Source organism: Mycobacterium sp. UM_CSW, assembly GCF_000455205.1.
Taxonomy (GTDB): domain Bacteria; phylum Actinomycetota; class Actinomycetes; order Mycobacteriales; family Mycobacteriaceae; genus Mycobacterium.
The window spans coordinates 1-16,296 of sequence record NZ_AUWQ01000035.1 but is presented as its reverse complement, the minus strand read 5'-3'; the positions used below and the strand labels follow the sequence as shown (position 1 = coordinate 16,296).

The following is a 16,296-nucleotide window of genomic DNA, read 5'->3' as shown; positions in this document are numbered from 1 at the left end:
ACGGTGGTCGCGGCGGATGACGCCCCGAGCTACGCTCGCAAACTCGGCATCCAACGGGACCAGGTTGTTCAGGAGTGGGGCTGGGACGAGGACACCGACGACGACATCCGGGCCGCGGTCGAGGAGGCCTGCGGCAGCGAGTTGCTCGACGAGGACAGCGACGAGGTAATTGACGTCGTGCTGCTGTGGTGGCGCGACGGGGACGGTGACCTGGTGGACACGCTGATGGACGCGATCAGCCCGCTGGCCGAGGACGGGGTGATCTGGGTGCTGACGCCCAAGACCGGCAAGCCCGGCCACGTGCTGCCCGCCGAGATCGCGGAGGCGGCCCCCACCGCCGGCCTGATGCCGACCTCGTCGGTCAACCTGGGCGATTGGAGCGCCAGCCAGCTGGTGCAGCCGAAGTCGCGGACCGGGAAGCGTTGATGCTGCCCGTCGGCACTACCGCCCCCGACTTCACATTGCGCGACCAAAACCAGCAGCCCGTCACCCTGAGCTCCTTCCGCGGCGACAAAAACGTCCTGCTGATCTTTTTCCCGCTGGCATTCACGGGGATCTGCCAGGGTGAGCTCGATCTGCTGCGCGATCACCTGCCCGAGTTCGAAAACGACGACAGCGTGGCGTTGGCGATCTCGGTGGGTCCGCCGCCCACGCACAAGATCTGGGCGCTCGAGAGCGGGTTCACGTTTCCCGTGCTGTCGGATTTCTGGCCGCACGGCGAGGTCAGCCAGGCCTACGACGTGTTCAACGCCGACGCCGGCTACCCCAATCGCGGGACGTTCGTGGTCGACCGGTCCGGGATAATCCGATTCGCCGAGATGAAACAGCCCGGGGAGTCGCGCGACCAGCGGCTGTGGACTCAAGCGTTGGCGGCGTTGCGCGCCTGAATGTTTGGGTTCACGGCCTTCAGGCGTGTAACCTGCGGCGGACCCGGGTTACCCCTCGGGGTCCAGGGCGCGTAGCTCAGTGGTAGAGCTCTGGTTTTACACACCAGCGGTCGGCGGTTCGATACCGTCCGCGCCCACGGCTGTTTAGACACGTTCGAACGGCGAGCTCCCGTGTGGCGGGCCCTGAGCACAATCGCGAATCATGTTGAGTGCAAACCTATTTGAACAACGATTGACGCGCGGGCGCTGACGGCTGAAGCGATCAGCGGTTGCGTACGTTCTCACTTGGCCGGTGCATCTACTCATGCGGCGGGCGGACCAAGCGGAGAAGGCAGTGCTCTCCTACGTGAGTGTCGGCCTACGCAAACGTTGTGCGTTATGCAAATCACACAATGTGCGTTAGGCTCGGTCGGTGGCGCAACTGACATTCCAACGCGCTCGCACCGAGGAAGAGAAGCGCCAACGTGCGGAGGCCCTCGTGGAAGCCGCACGCTCGCTGGCAATGGAAACGGGCGTCGCGTCGGTCACCCTGACCGCGCTCGCCAGCCGCGCCGGAATTCACTATTCGGCGGTCCGCCGCTACTTCACCTCATACAAGGAAGTCCTGCTGCATCTGTCCGCCGAGGGCTGGGTGCGATGGTCGACTACCGTGTCGGAGAAGCTGACCGAGCCCGGAGCTAAGTCGCCCTCGCGCATCGCCGAGACATTGGCCCAAGCCCTGGCCGAGGACCCGTTGTTCTGCGACCTGCTTGCCAATCTGCACCTGCACCTGGAACACGAGGTGAACGCCGAGCGGGTCATCGAGGTCAGGCGGATCAGCACCGCGGCCACACTCTCGCTGGCCGATTCGATCGCATCCGCGCTGCCTGAACTCGGACGATCGGGCTCACTCGACATCCTGCTGGCCGCCTACTCGCTGGCGGCGACGCTCTGGCAAGTCGCGAACCCCCCGGAGCACCTGACGAACGTCTACGCCGAGGAGCCCGAAGTGGTTCCGCCCGAGTGGAATCTGGACTTCGCAACCGCCCTCACCCGCCTGCTGACGGCCACCTGCATCGGCCTGATCTCGGGATCCTCATGAACTTGAAAGGAGGCCGCAACCCTGTGGCTTGGCGAACTGCAACCGGTGAAGACGGTCCCGAACTCCTAGAGCGCTCGGGGCCTGAGCCGACCGCGCGACCCGCCGCCGGCTCCGCCGGCCGGGAGGGCGACGATGTCGCACCGCGGCGCGCCAAGAAAAGGGGACTGCTGGGGCGTTTCTGGTTGGTGCTCACCATCGCAGCCGTCGTCGCGGTGTCGGGCTTCGTCGTATTCCGATTGCACGGTGTCTTTGGCGTTCACAAGGGTTCGTTCGGTGGTGGCACCTCGGGCGAGGTCCTCGACGAGTTCAACGCCAAGACGATCACGCTCCAGGTCTGGGGCTCACCGGGAAGCACCGCAACCATCAACTACCTCGACGAAAATTCCCATCCACAGCAGGCGCTCAACGTGCCCTTGCCCTGGAGCAAAGTATTGAGTTCAACCAAGCCCGGCATCCCGGCAAACCTGGTGGCGCAAGGAGACGGCAGTTGGATCGCTTGCCAGTTCGTGGTGAACAAGCACGACGGGAGCGGTGACGTCATCAAGACTCCGAACCGATCAGATCCCAACGAAACCGTGAACCCCTTCGTCTACTGCCTGGACAAGTCCGCATGAGCGAGCCAGCCCAGGCACCGCCGCGCGTCGACCAGCCGCTCATCCCGCCGTTCCTGCCGCGGATGATTCACCGGCTCGCCCTGCCGATCGTCCTGGTGTGGTTGGCCATCGTGTTCATCACCAACACCGCGGCCCCGCAGCTGGAGGCCGTCGCCAAAAACCACTCGGTGTCGATGAGTCCTACTGACGCGGCGTCCTTTCAGTCGATGATGAAGGTCGGGTCGACGTTCAAGGAGTTCAACTCCGACAACTCGGCCATGATCTTGCTGGAGGGCGACAAGCCACTCGGGGCCGATGCACACCGCTACTACGACGAAATCGTCAGGCGCGTCGAGCAGGACAAGAAACACGTTCAGCACGTCCAGGATTTCTGGAGTGATCCACTGACGGCAGCGGGTTCCCAGAGCCACGACCAGAAGGCCGCGTACGTCCAGGTCTACCTCGCCGGCAACATGGGCAGCGGGCAGGCGAACGAATCTGCCCTGGCCGTCCGCAAGATCGTGGACTCGGTGCCAGCGCCGCCGGGAATCAAGGCATACGTCACCGGCGCCGGTCCGCTGTTCGCTGACCAGTCCCACGCCGGCGAGAAGGGCGTCGCGCTCGTCACTCTCGTCACTTTTGTGGTGATCGTGGTGATGCTGCTGTTCGTCTACCGATCGTTCACCACCATGCTGATCATGCTGGCGATGGTGTTCATCGAGTTGGCTGCCGCTCGAGGCGTCGTTGCCTTCCTGGCCAACAACGAGATCATCGGACTCTCCACCTTCGCCAACAATTTGTTGGTGTTGATGGCGATCGCTGCGGGAACGGACTACGCGATTTTCGTGGTCGGCCGCTACCACGAGGCCCGCGGTCTGGGCGAGACTCGCGAAGAAGCCTTCTACACCATGTTCCATAGCACCGCGCATGTCGTGCTCGGGTCGGGCCTGACCATCGCCGGCGCGATGTACTGCCTGAGCTTCTGCCGATTGCCGTATTTCCAGTCATTGGGTGCACCGTGCGCCATCGGCATGTTGGTAGCGGTGCTCGCGGCGTTGACGCTGGGCCCCGCAGTGCTGACCGTGGCTTCGTTCTTCAAGCTCATGGATCCGAAGCGCAAGCTGGCGACCCAGGGCTGGCGTCGCATCGGCACCGCGGTCGTCCGCTGGCCCGCGCCGGTTCTCGCGGTGACCATCGGGATCGCATTGGTTGGTCTGCTCGCCCTGCCCGGTTACAAGACGGACTACGACAACCGCCACTTCCTGCCGGCGGACACCCCGGCCAATGTCGGTTATGCCGCCGCGGACCGGCACTTCGACCAGGCTCGGCTCAATCCCGAGCTGTTGATGATCCAGACCGATCACGACCTGCGCAACCCGGCCGATTTCCTAGTCCTGGACAAGGTGGCCAAGGCGGTCTTCCACATCCCCGGTATCGGACGGGTGCAGACCATCACCCGACCATTGGGCACGCCGCTCGACCACAGCACCCTCGGTTTTCAGATGGGTGCGCAAGCCGCAGGGCGGATCCAGACCCAGCACTATCAAGACGAGCAGGCGGCAAACCTGCTCAAGCAGGCGGACGAGCTGCGCAAGACAATGGCAACGCTGCATGAGCAGATGCAGGTCACGCAAGACCTGAGCAACACCACGCACGAAACCACCAGGCTCACCAAGGAAACCGTGCAGATAACCGAATCATTGCGCGACGACATCGCCAACTTCGACGACTTCTTCCGGCCAATTCGCAGCTACTTCTACTGGGAGCGGCACTGCTACGACATTCCGGCCTGCTGGGCGATCCGGTCGATCTTCAACGCGCTCGATGGCATCGACCAGGTGGCGCAGAACATCGTGAACCTCAGCGCGAACCTGGACAAGCTGGATCGGATCCAGCCGAAGCTGGTGGCGCTGATACCGCCGCAGATCGAAAGCCAGCAGCACAACCTCGACACCATCATGTCGAACTACGCGACCCAGATGGGCCTCAACGAACAGGCCAAAGCGCAGTCCGACAACGCCACCGCCCAAGGCGATGCCTTCGACAAGGCCAAGAACGACGACACCTTCTACCTTCCGCCGGAGGCGTTCAAGAGCCCGGATTTCGCGCGGGGTCTGAAGAACTTCATCTCGCCGGATGGGCACGCCGTGCGGTTGATCATCTCCCATGAAGGCGACCCGGCGAGTCCCGAAGGCATCAGCCATATCGAACCGATCAAGCAGGCCGTGCACGAGGCGATCAAGGGCACGCCCTGGGAGGGCTCCAAGGTGTATCTCGGCGGTACCGCCGCGACGTACAAGGACATGCACGACGGCTCTGACATCGACCTGCTGATCGCCGGAATTGCCGCGGCCACACTGATTTTCATCATCATGCTGGTGATCACCCGAAGCGTCGTGGCGGCCGTTGTCATCGTCGGGACGGTGTTGCTGTCATTGGGCGCCTCATTCGGACTCTCCGTGCTGCTATGGCAGTACATCCTGGGCATGAAGTTGCACTGGATGGTGCTGGCGATGGCGATCATCCTGCTGCTCGCGGTCGGCTCGGACTACAACCTGCTGTTGATATCGCGGTTCAAGGAGGAAATCCACGCCGGGCTCAAAACGGGGACGATCCGCGCGATGGCCGGTTCGGGCTCGGTGGTGACTTCCGCCGGTCTGGTGTTTGCCGCCACCATGGCCACGTTCGCGTTCAGCCCGCTGTTGGTGATGGCCCAGGTAGGTACGACGATCGCGCTGGGTCTGTTGTTCGACACCTTGATCGTGCGGTCGTTCATGACGCCGTCGCTGGCCACCTTGCTCGGGCGCTGGTTCTGGTGGCCACAGCACGTGCGTCCGCGGCCGGCCAGCACCATGCTGCGACCGTACGGACCGCGTCCCGCCGTGCGCGAGCTGATTCTCAGTGGCGTCGATGAGCGCCCGGCGGGCGGAGTGATACAACCGCGTTAGGAATCGGTGGGTCGTCGAGACCCATTGCGGGACAACGAGTTCAATCGTTGCCCGACTTGGGTTGAGTGGTCATGGGACTAAGCTGGCAGCTCGACCAGCGTTTCCGCGATTCGTCTCCTTTGCTCTGACAGGTGTGGTCGACCGGTGACCTGAGTAGCCGGTTACTCGAATTCAAGGCACTGTGCGGCGACCCGGCCCTCGAATATCCGCGGGAAATAGGGGAAATCCCTGATGTAGCCGCGGTTATCGACACGTAGCGTCTCAGCGATGAGCGGTCGCGCGCACGGCATGCGGTACTTCCTCGCGGAGTGGTACCGCGGTGAGCTCGACCAAGACGAGATCGATCGCATCGCCGCCAGGCTCGACGAATCTTCGCAGTCGGTGTCGGCCGGCGGCGCATCGGTGCGACGCGTGATGACGATGGCGGTTCCCGCCGGCGAATGGATGTTTGGGATTTTCGAGGCCGACTCCGCGGACACCGTTGAGCAGGTCTGCCGACACGCGGGAATGGCGCCGCAACAGCTCAACCCCGCCGTCGAAGACCGTGTTCGCGGCACCTGGCACCGCGACGACAGCACCTTGTCGGGGAACGATTAAGCGGGCACGCTCGTCGCCACCCGCCGCCGGTGCCCATGTCGGCCCTGGTAGCGGAGGCGCTGAGGCCAAAAGATTAGGGAAATCCCTGATTCCTCCATCGCGGCAACGCCATAGCATCGAATCCGCCACAAAGCTGGGGCTTTGGGCGACGAGAAGGCCACATGCGGTTCGGCGCGGCTGCGGACGTGACGTACGCGATCGAGCAGAGCGCCACTGCGTGGAAGCCGTCAACCATGGGGAGAGATCGCATGACCAAGCTATCGTCGACCGCATCGAACAACGTCGGTCAGAAAGCAAGGTCTGCTGGCAATGTGTTCGCGGCCTGCATTCTCGGATTCGCCTCGGCGACAATGGCGATGCCGACCGCGCACGCCGACCCACTCGACAACATCCGCGGCGCCGTCAACGGCGCCCGCGCCCAATCCACCTGCCAGCCGCTGACGTATTCCGGCCAGCTCGAAGCCGCGGCACAAAGATATGTCGGATTTGGTGAAAATCCCAGTTCGAACCCGCACGGCTATGTCGGCCGCGTCGTCGGATTCAAAGTGCAGGATGATCCCACCGCCAAAGCGACCTCGGAAGCGGTGGGCCAAGCGAATCCCACCATCCACGACTGCGCGTTCAAGGACTTCGGGGTGGGCATGCAACGCTACGACTCTGTTGACCTCTCCGGGGTCGCCATCGTGCTGGGTCAACCGCCTGCTCCCGCTCAACAACCGCCGCCACAGCAACAGGCGCAGCAACAGGCGCCGGTGTCCCCGCCGGCACCCCCACCGGCGCCGGCGCCGGTGACCAACGCGATCCAATTGTCGTTCGGTCCGCCGAAGTTGGGCAGCATCACGGCGACGATTTCGAACTCGTCGGACCTGACCGCCAAGTGCACCTATGACTCGACCCCCTTCAATACTCACCGTGACTTCACGGTTAATCCGCACGGAAGTACGAACGAGACCTTCACGGGTATCAACACCCTAACCAGCTACCACGTCGTGGTTTCCTGCCACGACGCCAGCGGCAAGCAGTCCCAGGAGATCGGCCACTCCGAAACGAACGTGACCTTCTGATCAGGTGAGCGCCGGACCCGCCCGTACCGGTTCGCACCGGCCTAAGCAAGGAGCTGCGATGTCGGATGTCAGCATCGGGAGGAAGCCTGGATTGCTCTGTGCCGCAACGGCCGTCGGCTCGGTGGTCCTCCTGGCGTCCCCAGCGCTGGCACGAGCCTGGCCGCCGGTGCCACTCGACCCGGCGTGTGACCGGTTTCAGTTCATCGGCGATTACTCACTGCATCAAGCCAACGGCTTCACGGTGCAATTCAGATCGACCGGCCCAAACGCCGGCGGCAGCGCGAGTGCGTTGGACTCAACGGGCAAAACCGCAATGACCGGCACCGTCAGCGGCGGCATCAACGGCACCCGCATCGACTTCACCATCCAATGGGGCAGCGGACCACGCGGTCACTACACCGGCCTCATCGATGCCGACGGCTTTGCCCGCGGTACAACCGTTGACGAGGCGCATCCCGGACCGATCACGAACTGGGGCGGCAACGTGCCGCTTGGATGCGCGACACCCCAACCGACGGGGCCTCGCCCTGGCCCCAACAACGGCCCGATCCTCGCACCCACCACCACGCCACAGGCGCCGTCCGCCGGGCCCAAACCCACGGCGCCCAGCCGCCAACCGTGACGCCATCGGTGACGCGCCGCTTGTCTTCCGCTTTTCGCGGGCGCCCTTAGGGTTTACCTGTGAATCGGTGTTCAGATATCGATTGAAACCGCTTGGCCTCCTAGGATTTGAACGCAGCGCCGGAAGGCGAAGGAGGCAATGATGCCGGGTGGAAAGCCGAACATCCTCGTCATCTGGGGCGATGACATCGGGATCACCAACCTCAGCTGTTACAGCCAGGGGCTGATGGGCTATCGAACCCCAAACATCGACCGGATCGCCGCCGAGGGCATGCTGTTCACCGATTCATACGGCGAGCAGAGTTGCACCGCCGGCCGCGCGTCGTTCATCACCGGCCAAAGCGTCTACCGCACCGGGCTTTCCAAGGTCGGCATGCCCGGTGTGGACGTCGGGCTGTCGGCCGACGACCCGACGATCGCCGAGCTACTGAAACCGCTCGGGTACGCGACGGGCCAGTTCGGCAAGAACCACCTCGGCGACCTCAACAAACACCTGCCGACGGCGCACGGCTTCGACGAATTCTTCGGCAACCTCTATCACCTGAACGCCGAGGAGGAACCCGAGCACCCCGATTACCCCACCGAGCAGGAGGCGCCGCTGCTGCGCAAGGCGCTGCTCCCGCGCGGGGTGATCCACTCCTGGGCCACCGACCAGGACAGCGATGAGGCCGACGAGCGTTACGGGCCGGTGGGTAAGCAGCGCATCGAGGACACCGGGCCGCTGACCAAGAAGCGGATGGAAACCGTCGACGACGAGTTCACCGCGGCGTGCATCGACTTCATCAAGCGTCAGCACGGTGCGAGCACCCCATTTTTCGTGTGGATGAACACCACCCACATGCATTTCCGGACGCACACCAAACCTGACTCGCTCGGGCAGGCGGGGCGCTGGCAGTCGCCGTATCACGACACGATGATCGACCACGACCGCAACGTGGGTGAGCTGCTGGATGCCATCGACGAGCTCGGCATCGCCGACGACACCATCGTCATCTACAGCACCGACAATGGTCCGCACTCCAACAGCTGGCCCGACGGGGCCACCACGCCGTTTCGCAGCGAGAAGAACACCAACTGGGAGGGCGCGTTCCGGGTGCCCGAAATGATTCGCTGGCCCGGGAAGATCCCGGCGGGCGTGGTATCCAACGAGATCGTCCAGCACCACGACTGGTTGCCGACCTTCCTGGCCGCCGCGGGTGACCCGGATATCGTGGACAAGCTCAAGAAGGGCCATCAGGTCGGGGACAAGCGGTTCAAGGCCCACATCGACGGGTACAACCTGCTGCCGTATCTGACCGGCGAGGTCGCCGAAAGCCCCCGCAAGGGCATGATCTACTTCTCCGACGACTGCGACGTGCTGGGCATCCGGTACGACAACTGGAAGCTGGTGTTCATGGAGCAGCGCTGCGCGGGCACGCTGCGGATCTGGTTCGAGCCGTTCACGCCGTTGCGGGCGCCGAAGATGTTCAACCTGCGCACCGACCCGTTCGAACAGGCCGACATCACGTCGAACAGCTACTGGGAGTGGGTTATCGACCGCGTGTACCTGGCGTTTTTCGGTGCCGCGCTGGTGAACCGTTTCCTCGAGACGTTCAAGGAGTTCCCGCCGCGGGCCAAGCCGGCCTCGTTCACCATCGACCACGCGGTGGAACAGCTCAACGAGTTCCTCGCCTCCCGCGGTAAGTGAGGTCGGGGACGCTTCACACGCTCGACACCTGGAACGACGGGCCGGCGAAATCGGCGATCGTCGACTTCGTTCACCGCATAACACGTGAGGACTCAAGCGATTTCGTCGAGCGGGACGCCCGCGTGGCGGTGTTCGACAACGACGGCACGCTGTGGTGCGAGAAGCCGATGTACATCCAGCTCGACTTCCTGGTGCGCCGATTCGCCGAGCAGGCAACGGCGGACCCGAGCCTTCGCGAGCGTGAGCCCTACAAGGGCGCCTACCACGGCGACCTGAAGTGGCTGGCCGGTGCGATGGCCAAGCACAACCTGGGCGACGACTCCGAGCTCAAACCGCTTGTGGCCGCGATACTTTCCGCCCATGCCGCGATCACCATCGAGGAACACCGTGCCCGGGTCGAGGCGTTCTTTCGCGACGCCACGCACCCGACGCTGGGGCGGCCGTACACGTCATGTGCCTACCGGCCCATGGTGGAGCTGCTGCGCTACCTGGAGGCCCACGGATTCACCGCCTTCATCGTCTCGGGCGGCGCGCGGGACTTCATGCGGCCGGTCACCGGCATGCTCTACAACATTCCGCCCGAGCGGGTGGTGGGCAGCTCGGTCGGCCTGACCTATCGCGACGGCCACCTGTTCACCACCGAGCAACCGGAGTTCCTCGACGAGGGACCGGTGAAGCCCGTGCGGTTGTGGAGCCGGATCGGGCGACGGCCGATCCTTGCGGCCGGGAACTCCAACGGCGACATCGAGATGCTGGAATTCACGGGCACACCGGCGACGCCGTCGCTGCGGCTGCTGATCCGCCACGACGACGCCGAGCGCGAGTTCGCGTACACCGGGGGAGCGGAGCGGGCGCTCGAGCTGGCCGAGCGAAACGCCTGGACGGTCGTCAGTATGCGCGACGATTGGAAGGCCGTGTTTGACTGACGATCTGATCTGGATTCCCGAGCAGACCGCGATTCTGGGTTCCGACGAACACTACCCGGAGGAAGCCCCCGCGCGGCCGGTCGGTGTGGCGGGCTTCTGGATGCAGGCCCGCCAGGTCACGAACACGGATTTCGCCGAATTCGTCGCCGCGACAGGGTATGTCACCATCGCCGAGCGGGCCCTCGATCCCGCGGACTACCCCGGCGCCCCGAAAGAGAACCTGCAGCCCGGATCGATGGTGTTCACCCGGACCAGCGGCCCGGTCGACCTCCGCCATCTGAGCCAATGGTGGACTTGGACGCCCGGGGCGTCGTGGCGGCACCCCGTGGGGCCGCACTCGTCGATCGCGAAGCGAGCCGACCATCCCGTCGTCCACGTCGCATACGAAGACGCCCGGGCCTACGCGGCCTGGGCGGGGCGCTCCCTGCCGACCGAGGCGGAATGGGAAACCGCCGCGCGCGGCGGCCTGGACCACGCGACGTACACGTGGGGTGACGAGCCGGAGGCGTCGGGACAGCGCCTGGCCAACTACTGGCACGGCGACTTCCCGTGGCGCCCCGACGCCGGCTACGGGCGCACCACACCGGTGGGCAGCTTCCCGCCCAACGGTTACGGCCTGTTCGACATGGCCGGCAACGTATGGGAGTGGACCACCGACTGGTATGCCGGCACCCGCGCCGGCGAGCCTTCCGAGGGGGACAGCTATGACCCGGCCCAGCCGCAGTTCCGGGTGCCGCGCAAGGTGATCAAGGGCGGCTCGTTCCTGTGCGCCGACAGCTACTGCCAGCGCTACCGGCCCGCCGCGCGCCGACCACAACCGATCGATACCGGCATGAGCCACATCGGCTTCCGGTGCGTCGTGCGGCCCCGCGCCGTTGTCGGGTGATCCGGCAGTATGGCAACCTCAGGGCGTGAACGAGCAATCCTTGAGGCCATTTCGCATCGACGTGCCCGACCGTGATCTTGACGATCTGCGCTCGCGGCTGGCGCGCACCCGGTGGCCGGAGGCCGAATGCGTCGACGACTGGAGCCAGGGCATCCCGCTGGCGTACACCCGCGAATTGGCCGACTATTGGGCCACCACATACGACTGGCGGTCCCGTGAGGCGGCGCTCAACCGCTTCGATCAGTTCGTCACCGAAATCGACGGGCTGGACATTCATTTAATCCACCAGCGCTCGCCGCACGACGACGCCTTCCCGTTGGTGATCACCCACGGCTGGCCGGGCTCGATCGTGGAGTTCCACAAGGTGATCGAGCCGCTGACCAATCCGGCGTCGGGGCGCGCCGAGGACGCGTTTCACGTGGTGTGCCCGTCGCTTCCGGGATACGGCTTCTCGGGCAAGCCCACCCGGACGGGTTGGGGCGTCGAACGGATCGCCGACGCGTGGGAGACGCTCATGCTGCGCCTCGGCTACGGCCGCTACGGCGCCCAGGGCGGCGACTGGGGTGCCGCGGTCACCACGCAGATCGGCCGAAACGGCGGGCACTGCGCGGCAATTCACCTGAACATGCCGATCGGGCGGCCCACCAAGGAGGCGCTGGCCGACCCGACCCCGGAGGAGCAGCGCGCGCTGGCGTCGATGGCCGAGCACCGCAAGTGGGGCACCGGCTATTCCAAGCAGCAGTCGACCCGGCCGCAAACGCTGGGCTACGGGCTGGTCGATTCGCCGGTGGGGCAGCTGGCGTGGATCGTCGAGAAGTTCTGGGCGTGGGCCGATTGCGACGGGCACCCCGAGAACGTGTTCGGCCGCGACGAGCTGCTGGACAACGTGATGATGTACTGGGTGACCGGCACCGGCGCGTCGTCGGCCCGGCTGTATTGGGAAAGCTTCCGGGTCTTTGGTCAGATGGACCGGGTCGAATTGCCCACCGGCGTCAGCGCTTTCCCGGGCGAGCTGCTGAAGGCGCCGCGACGCTGGTGCGAGCCGGTGTACAACATCACGCACTGGACCGACATGCCGCGCGGCGGGCACTTCGCCGCGTTCGAGCAACCGGAGTTGTTCGTCGAGGATGTCCGCGCGTTCTTCGCGACGGTGCGCTGAAATACCTTCGCCGAGTGTGAATCCCACGGCGCGACACGCCGTGTGGGCGTCGCTGGATTCACGCTCGGTGAATGGCGTCCGCGTCAGACGATCCGCCAGCCCCTCCGAGCCCGAAAACGCATGTCCCACAGGTAAACCTGATAGCCGAAGATCCACGCGCGGTGCGGGATGAGCCGGTCTGCCAGGCGCAGGGCGGCCAGCAGATATTCGAACCGGCGCTGCTGGGCCCGCGACCAGTCCAGCTTCATCATCGCCCGAAATTCCGGGGCCAAGAATCCCGTCGTCGCGAACAGGTTGAACGGCCCGCCCAGCGCCCGCAGCGGCAGCGGAAGGAACGCCATCGAGGCCACGCCGCGCAGGTGTTCGCGCACCGGAGGGTCGATGCGCAGCTCGTCGAGGGAGCGCTTCCAATACTCGTCGAACGCGGCGAGGTCCGGCGGCCACATGCGCTCGGGCACCTGCAGCGTGGTCCCGAGCCGTTTCGCGTCGCGATAGACGGCTTCGGCACTGGCGTCGTCCAGCGGGCCGTGCAGGAACTCGTGCTGGTCGACGAAATAGCGGTACAGGCAGGCGGCCACCCACAGCTGCAGCTTGGGGTCAAAAGCGTTGTAGGACACCGGGCTTGACGATGTCGAGCGAACCTGCCGGTGCGCGGTGTCCACCGCATCGCGGATCAAAGCCCGGTCCGATTCGGTCCCGATGGCCGCGACGGCCAGGTAGGTGCCGGTGGTGCGGGCCCGCTTGAACGGATGCTTGTAGACGTTGCCGCTGTCCACCGGGCTTTCCAGCACGCCGTAACCGACGCCGGGCAGGGAGAGCTGCATGATCACGTTCGCGGCGGGCAGCAACATCGCCGCCGGGTTCAGCAAATCCGCGATCCGGGTTGCGGGCCGCTTCATCGCGGATTACCCCTCATGGAGTCGAGTACACCACGGCAAACCGTTATATCCGCCGAAAAGTGGGCAGACCAGAGCGATGAGTACCCAACCTGGCCCGATCCGGCCGCTACCGCGCGCGCCCAGCCTGTCACCGACGGCCGACCCCGACGCATTGCTGTGGTGGGTGGTGGGCCTGCTGATCCTCGTGGTGATCGTGGCGGCCATTTTGGCCATCTAGTTGCCGACCCCGGTCGCGGCCGGTGTGAGACGCTGCCGGGGTGCGTGCGACTCGGTCCCGAGCCGCCGGCGTGCTGGCCGGCTACCTGGCCGACCTCGCACTGAGCGACCCCACACGCGGCCATCCGGTCGCCCTGTTCGGCAAGGCGGCCGCGGCGTTGGAGCGCGCCACCTACCGCGACGCCAAGGGGGCCGGTGCGCTGCACGTGGGCGTGCTGGTCGGCGCGGTGACGCTGCTGGGCGCGCGGGCCTCCCGTCGGGGTGGGTTGGTGGCCACGATCGCGGCGACGTGGGTTTGCCTGGGCGGGACGTCGTTGGCGCGCACCGGCCTGGACATGTCGCAACTGTTGGAGAGCGGCGACGTCGAAGCCGCCCGACGACTGCTGCCGTCACTGTGCGGGCGCGACCCGGCCCGGCTGGACGCCGCCGGCCTGACGCGCGCGGCGCTGGAGTCGGTCGCGGAGAACACCTCGGACGCCGAAGTGGCGCCGCTGCTGTGGGCGACGGCCGGCGGGGCGCCCGGGGTGCTGGCGTACCGCGGCATCAACACGCTGGATTCGATGATCGGTCACCGCTCGCCGCGCTATGCCCGATTCGGTTGGGCCGCAGCACGATTGGACGACGCGGCCAACTACCTCCCCGCCCGCGTGACCGCGGCGCTGGTGGTGCTGTGCGCACCGCTGGTCTCCGGATCGCCGTTGGCGGCGCTGCGGGCCTGGCGCCGTGACGCGGCGCGGCATCCCAGCCCCAACGCCGGGGTGGTCGAGGCGGCCTTCGCCGGCGCGCTCGGCGTTCGGCTCGGCGGGCCGACGCAGTATCGCCACGAGCTGCAGATCCGCCCGACGCTCGGCGACGGGCGGCCACCCGACGTGGCTGACCTGCGCCGCGCGGTGGCGCTGTCGCGGGCGGTGCAGGCGGTCGCGGCCTTATCGATCGGGCTCGTCGGGGCATTACGTGTGCATCGCTGGCGATGAATGTGCGGGTAGGGCGGGAAAAACGAAGTTTTCCCGCCGTGGGCACACACTGAAAACCCTTAACGCACACTGAAAGCGCCCTACCGCCGGCGGCCGTAGCGGTCGGCGAGCTTGTCCTCCACGGTCACCGGGGTGGCGGTCGTCTGCCCCTTCTCCCGTCGCCGGACCCGCAGCTCGGAGTAGACGAAGTAGCCCAACCCGATGGGCGCGAGGATGCCGAACGAAATCCACTGGATGCCATAGGACAGAAACGGCCCGGCATCGAGGTGCGGCACGCCGATCACGCCCAGTCCACCGGGCTGGTCCTCGACCAACTGCAGATAGGACCCGGCCAGCGGCACCTTCGTCAACGCCGAGACCTGTTCGGTGTTAATCGAATACACCTGCTGCACACCGTCGGTGACGAAAGGATCCTTGCCCGCCACGGTGGGTTCGGAGTCCCGCAGCCGAGCCGTGATCGTCACCGTCTCCGCCGGTGGGCGCGCGATCGGCGGGACATGCGATCCCTGCTCGGGGCGCACGTAGCCGCGGTCGACCAACACGGTCGGGCCGTCGTCGACGACGAACGGTGCCAGCACCTCGAACGCCGGGTCGCCCTCGACCACCCGCAGCCGGGCCAGCACCTGCACGTCGGGCAGGTAGTGCCCGGTCGCCGTCACGCGCCGCCACTGTGCGCCCGGGGCCGACGAATCCTGCTGGGGCAGCAGAGTTTTCAGCGGCACCGGCGGGGTGTTGAGGGAGGACTCGATCTGGTGGTTCTCCCGCGACGTCCTGGTGTTCTTTCCCAGTTGCCAGGGCGCGAGCACCATGAAGCACAGGTAGGTGAAGGCGATCACCACCAGCGCCAGGGCTATCCAGCCCGGGCGCAGCAGGAACGCCAGGCCCCTTTTCACCGGGGCATCGCGCCTCTCCCGTTTTCGGAGAGTCGTTCGTCGACCCACGCGTGCAGTCCGGGCAGGGCGGCCTCGATGACGGCGAAGACGTCCTCGAAGTCGTCGTGGTCGCCGTAGTAGGGGTCCTCGACGTCGGGGGCGTGGGCGCCCGAGCGCGGGTCGAACGACCGCAGCATGCGGATCCGGTCTTCCTCGACGCCCAGCTGACGCAACATCCGAACGTGATTGCGCCCCAAGGCCACCACCAGGTCGGCCGCCAGGTGATCGTCGTTGAGCTGCGCGGCGCAGTGGGCGGTGGGGTAGCCATGGGCATGCAGCACCCGGGTGGCCCGGTCGTCGGCGCAGCTGCCGACATGCCAGTTGCCGGTGCCCGCGCTGGTCACCCGGACCGCGTCGCCGAGGCCGCGTCGCTGCAGCTGATCGGCGAACATCTTCTCGGCCATCGGGGAGCGGCAGATGTTGCCGGTGCAGACGAAGGTGACGTGCAGTGGTTCAGACACCGAGGGCCCTCCGCAACTCCTCGACCGTCGCCGCGTGCGTCACGCCGGTGAGGCTGAACCCGTCCTCGAAATCGGACCGCCCATAGCCCCAGCCGACCACCACCGTGTCGATGCCGTGCGCGGCCGCGCCGTGCACGTCGTGGCTGCGATCGCCGACCATCAGCACCCGCTCGGGCAGCGGCTGCAGCTGTTCGAGCGCGTGGGCCAGCACGTCCTCCTTGCTCTTGCGTGAGCCGTCGGGAGCCGCGCCGGCGATCACCTCGAAATACCCGTCCAGGCCAAAGTGGGCGAGGATGCGCCGCGCCGTCGGCTCCAGCTTGGAGGTGGCCACGGCCAGCCGGACCCCGGCGGCGCGCAGGTCGGCC

18 protein-coding genes and 1 tRNA gene are annotated in these 16,296 nt (G+C 66.0%); 15 read left to right on the top strand and 4 right to left on the bottom strand.

Annotated features, from left to right (window positions below; all coding sequences use genetic code 11):
* Positions 1-3 precede the first annotated feature (3 nt).
* The 13 genes from N415_RS14030 to N415_RS13970 all read left to right on the top strand — a co-directional run bounded on the left by N415_RS14030 (position 4) and on the right by N415_RS13970 (position 12,449).
* Complete coding sequence (locus tag N415_RS14030; protein WP_068108916.1) at positions 4-426, top strand: DUF3052 domain-containing protein; 423 nt, start codon at positions 4-6, stop codon at positions 424-426.
* Positions 426-887, top strand: a complete 462-nt coding sequence (locus N415_RS14025; protein WP_068182556.1) for a peroxiredoxin — start codon at positions 426-428, stop codon at positions 885-887. The genes N415_RS14030 and N415_RS14025 overlap by 1 nt, the downstream gene beginning before the upstream one ends.
* A 65-nt stretch (positions 888-952) precedes the next feature.
* Positions 953-1,024, top strand: a tRNA-Val gene (locus tag N415_RS14020).
* A 275-nt stretch (positions 1,025-1,299) separates the two neighbouring features.
* Positions 1,300-1,968, top strand: a complete 669-nt coding sequence (locus tag N415_RS14015) for a TetR family transcriptional regulator (protein WP_068182553.1) — start codon at positions 1,300-1,302, stop codon at positions 1,966-1,968.
* Positions 1,969-1,970: 2 nt separating this feature from the next.
* Positions 1,971-2,582: an MmpS family transport accessory protein gene (locus tag N415_RS14010; protein WP_239645546.1), complete on the top strand. Its 612-nt coding sequence runs from the start codon at positions 1,971-1,973 to the stop codon at positions 2,580-2,582.
* The gene (locus tag N415_RS14005) at positions 2,579-5,509 is read left to right on the top strand and encodes an MMPL family transporter (RefSeq protein ID WP_068182549.1); all 2,931 of its coding nucleotides are present in this window, start codon (positions 2,579-2,581) and stop codon (positions 5,507-5,509) included. The genes N415_RS14010 and N415_RS14005 overlap by 4 nt, the downstream gene beginning before the upstream one ends.
* A gap of 267 nt (positions 5,510-5,776) precedes the next feature.
* Positions 5,777-6,106 (top strand): hypothetical protein, encoded by a 330-nt coding sequence (locus N415_RS14000; protein ID WP_081665244.1) that lies wholly within the window; start codon positions 5,777-5,779, stop codon positions 6,104-6,106.
* A gap of 161 nt (positions 6,107-6,267) precedes the next feature.
* Complete coding sequence (locus N415_RS31915; RefSeq protein WP_068182546.1) at positions 6,268-7,170, top strand: hypothetical protein; 903 nt, start codon at positions 6,268-6,270, stop codon at positions 7,168-7,170.
* Between the two features lie 58 nt (positions 7,171-7,228).
* Positions 7,229-7,792, top strand: a complete 564-nt coding sequence (locus N415_RS13990; protein WP_152531382.1) for a hypothetical protein — start codon at positions 7,229-7,231, stop codon at positions 7,790-7,792.
* A 141-nt stretch (positions 7,793-7,933) separates the two neighbouring features.
* Positions 7,934-9,478, top strand: coding sequence for an arylsulfatase (locus N415_RS13985; protein WP_068182752.1), 1,545 nt, complete (start codon positions 7,934-7,936; stop codon positions 9,476-9,478).
* The gene (locus tag N415_RS13980) at positions 9,475-10,404 is read left to right on the top strand and encodes an HAD family hydrolase (RefSeq protein WP_068182541.1); all 930 of its coding nucleotides are present in this window, start codon (positions 9,475-9,477) and stop codon (positions 10,402-10,404) included. The genes N415_RS13985 and N415_RS13980 overlap by 4 nt, the downstream gene beginning before the upstream one ends.
* Positions 10,397-11,290: a formylglycine-generating enzyme family protein gene (locus tag N415_RS13975; RefSeq protein WP_068182537.1), complete on the top strand. Its 894-nt coding sequence runs from the start codon at positions 10,397-10,399 to the stop codon at positions 11,288-11,290. Before N415_RS13980 ends, N415_RS13975 begins: the two co-directional genes overlap by 8 nt.
* A 40-nt stretch (positions 11,291-11,330) precedes the next feature.
* Positions 11,331-12,449, top strand: coding sequence for an epoxide hydrolase family protein (locus tag N415_RS13970; protein ID WP_068182750.1), 1,119 nt, complete (start codon positions 11,331-11,333; stop codon positions 12,447-12,449).
* An 83-nt stretch (positions 12,450-12,532) separates the two neighbouring features.
* Here N415_RS13970 and N415_RS13965 read toward each other — a convergent pair whose 3' ends face one another.
* Complete coding sequence (locus N415_RS13965; protein WP_068182533.1) at positions 12,533-13,348, bottom strand: oxygenase MpaB family protein; 816 nt, start codon at positions 13,346-13,348, stop codon at positions 12,533-12,535.
* 76 nt (positions 13,349-13,424) lie between these two features.
* On the opposite strand from N415_RS13965, the gene N415_RS31910 reads away from it, so the two are divergent.
* Both N415_RS31910 and N415_RS13960 read left to right on the top strand, forming a co-directional pair.
* A complete protein-coding gene (locus N415_RS31910) occupies positions 13,425-13,565 on the top strand; it encodes a hypothetical protein (protein ID WP_156766715.1) in 141 nt (46 codons plus the stop codon).
* A gap of 40 nt (positions 13,566-13,605) precedes the next feature.
* Positions 13,606-14,538, top strand: coding sequence for a cobalamin biosynthesis protein (locus tag N415_RS13960; protein ID WP_068182522.1), 933 nt, complete (start codon positions 13,606-13,608; stop codon positions 14,536-14,538).
* Between the two features lie 80 nt (positions 14,539-14,618).
* On the opposite strand, the gene N415_RS13955 is transcribed toward N415_RS13960, so the two are convergent.
* From N415_RS13955 to N415_RS13945, 3 genes are all read right to left on the bottom strand, one after another.
* Positions 14,619-15,431, bottom strand: a complete 813-nt coding sequence (locus N415_RS13955) for an SURF1 family protein (RefSeq protein WP_068182519.1) — start codon at positions 15,429-15,431, stop codon at positions 14,619-14,621.
* Positions 15,428-15,931, bottom strand: coding sequence for a low molecular weight protein-tyrosine-phosphatase (locus N415_RS13950; protein ID WP_068182516.1), 504 nt, complete (start codon positions 15,929-15,931; stop codon positions 15,428-15,430). The genes N415_RS13955 and N415_RS13950 overlap by 4 nt, the downstream gene beginning before the upstream one ends.
* Positions 15,924-16,296: HAD-IA family hydrolase (locus tag N415_RS13945; RefSeq protein ID WP_152531381.1), on the bottom strand; the 373-nt coding region annotated here is incomplete at its 5' end. The genes N415_RS13945 and N415_RS13950, both read right to left, overlap by 8 nt.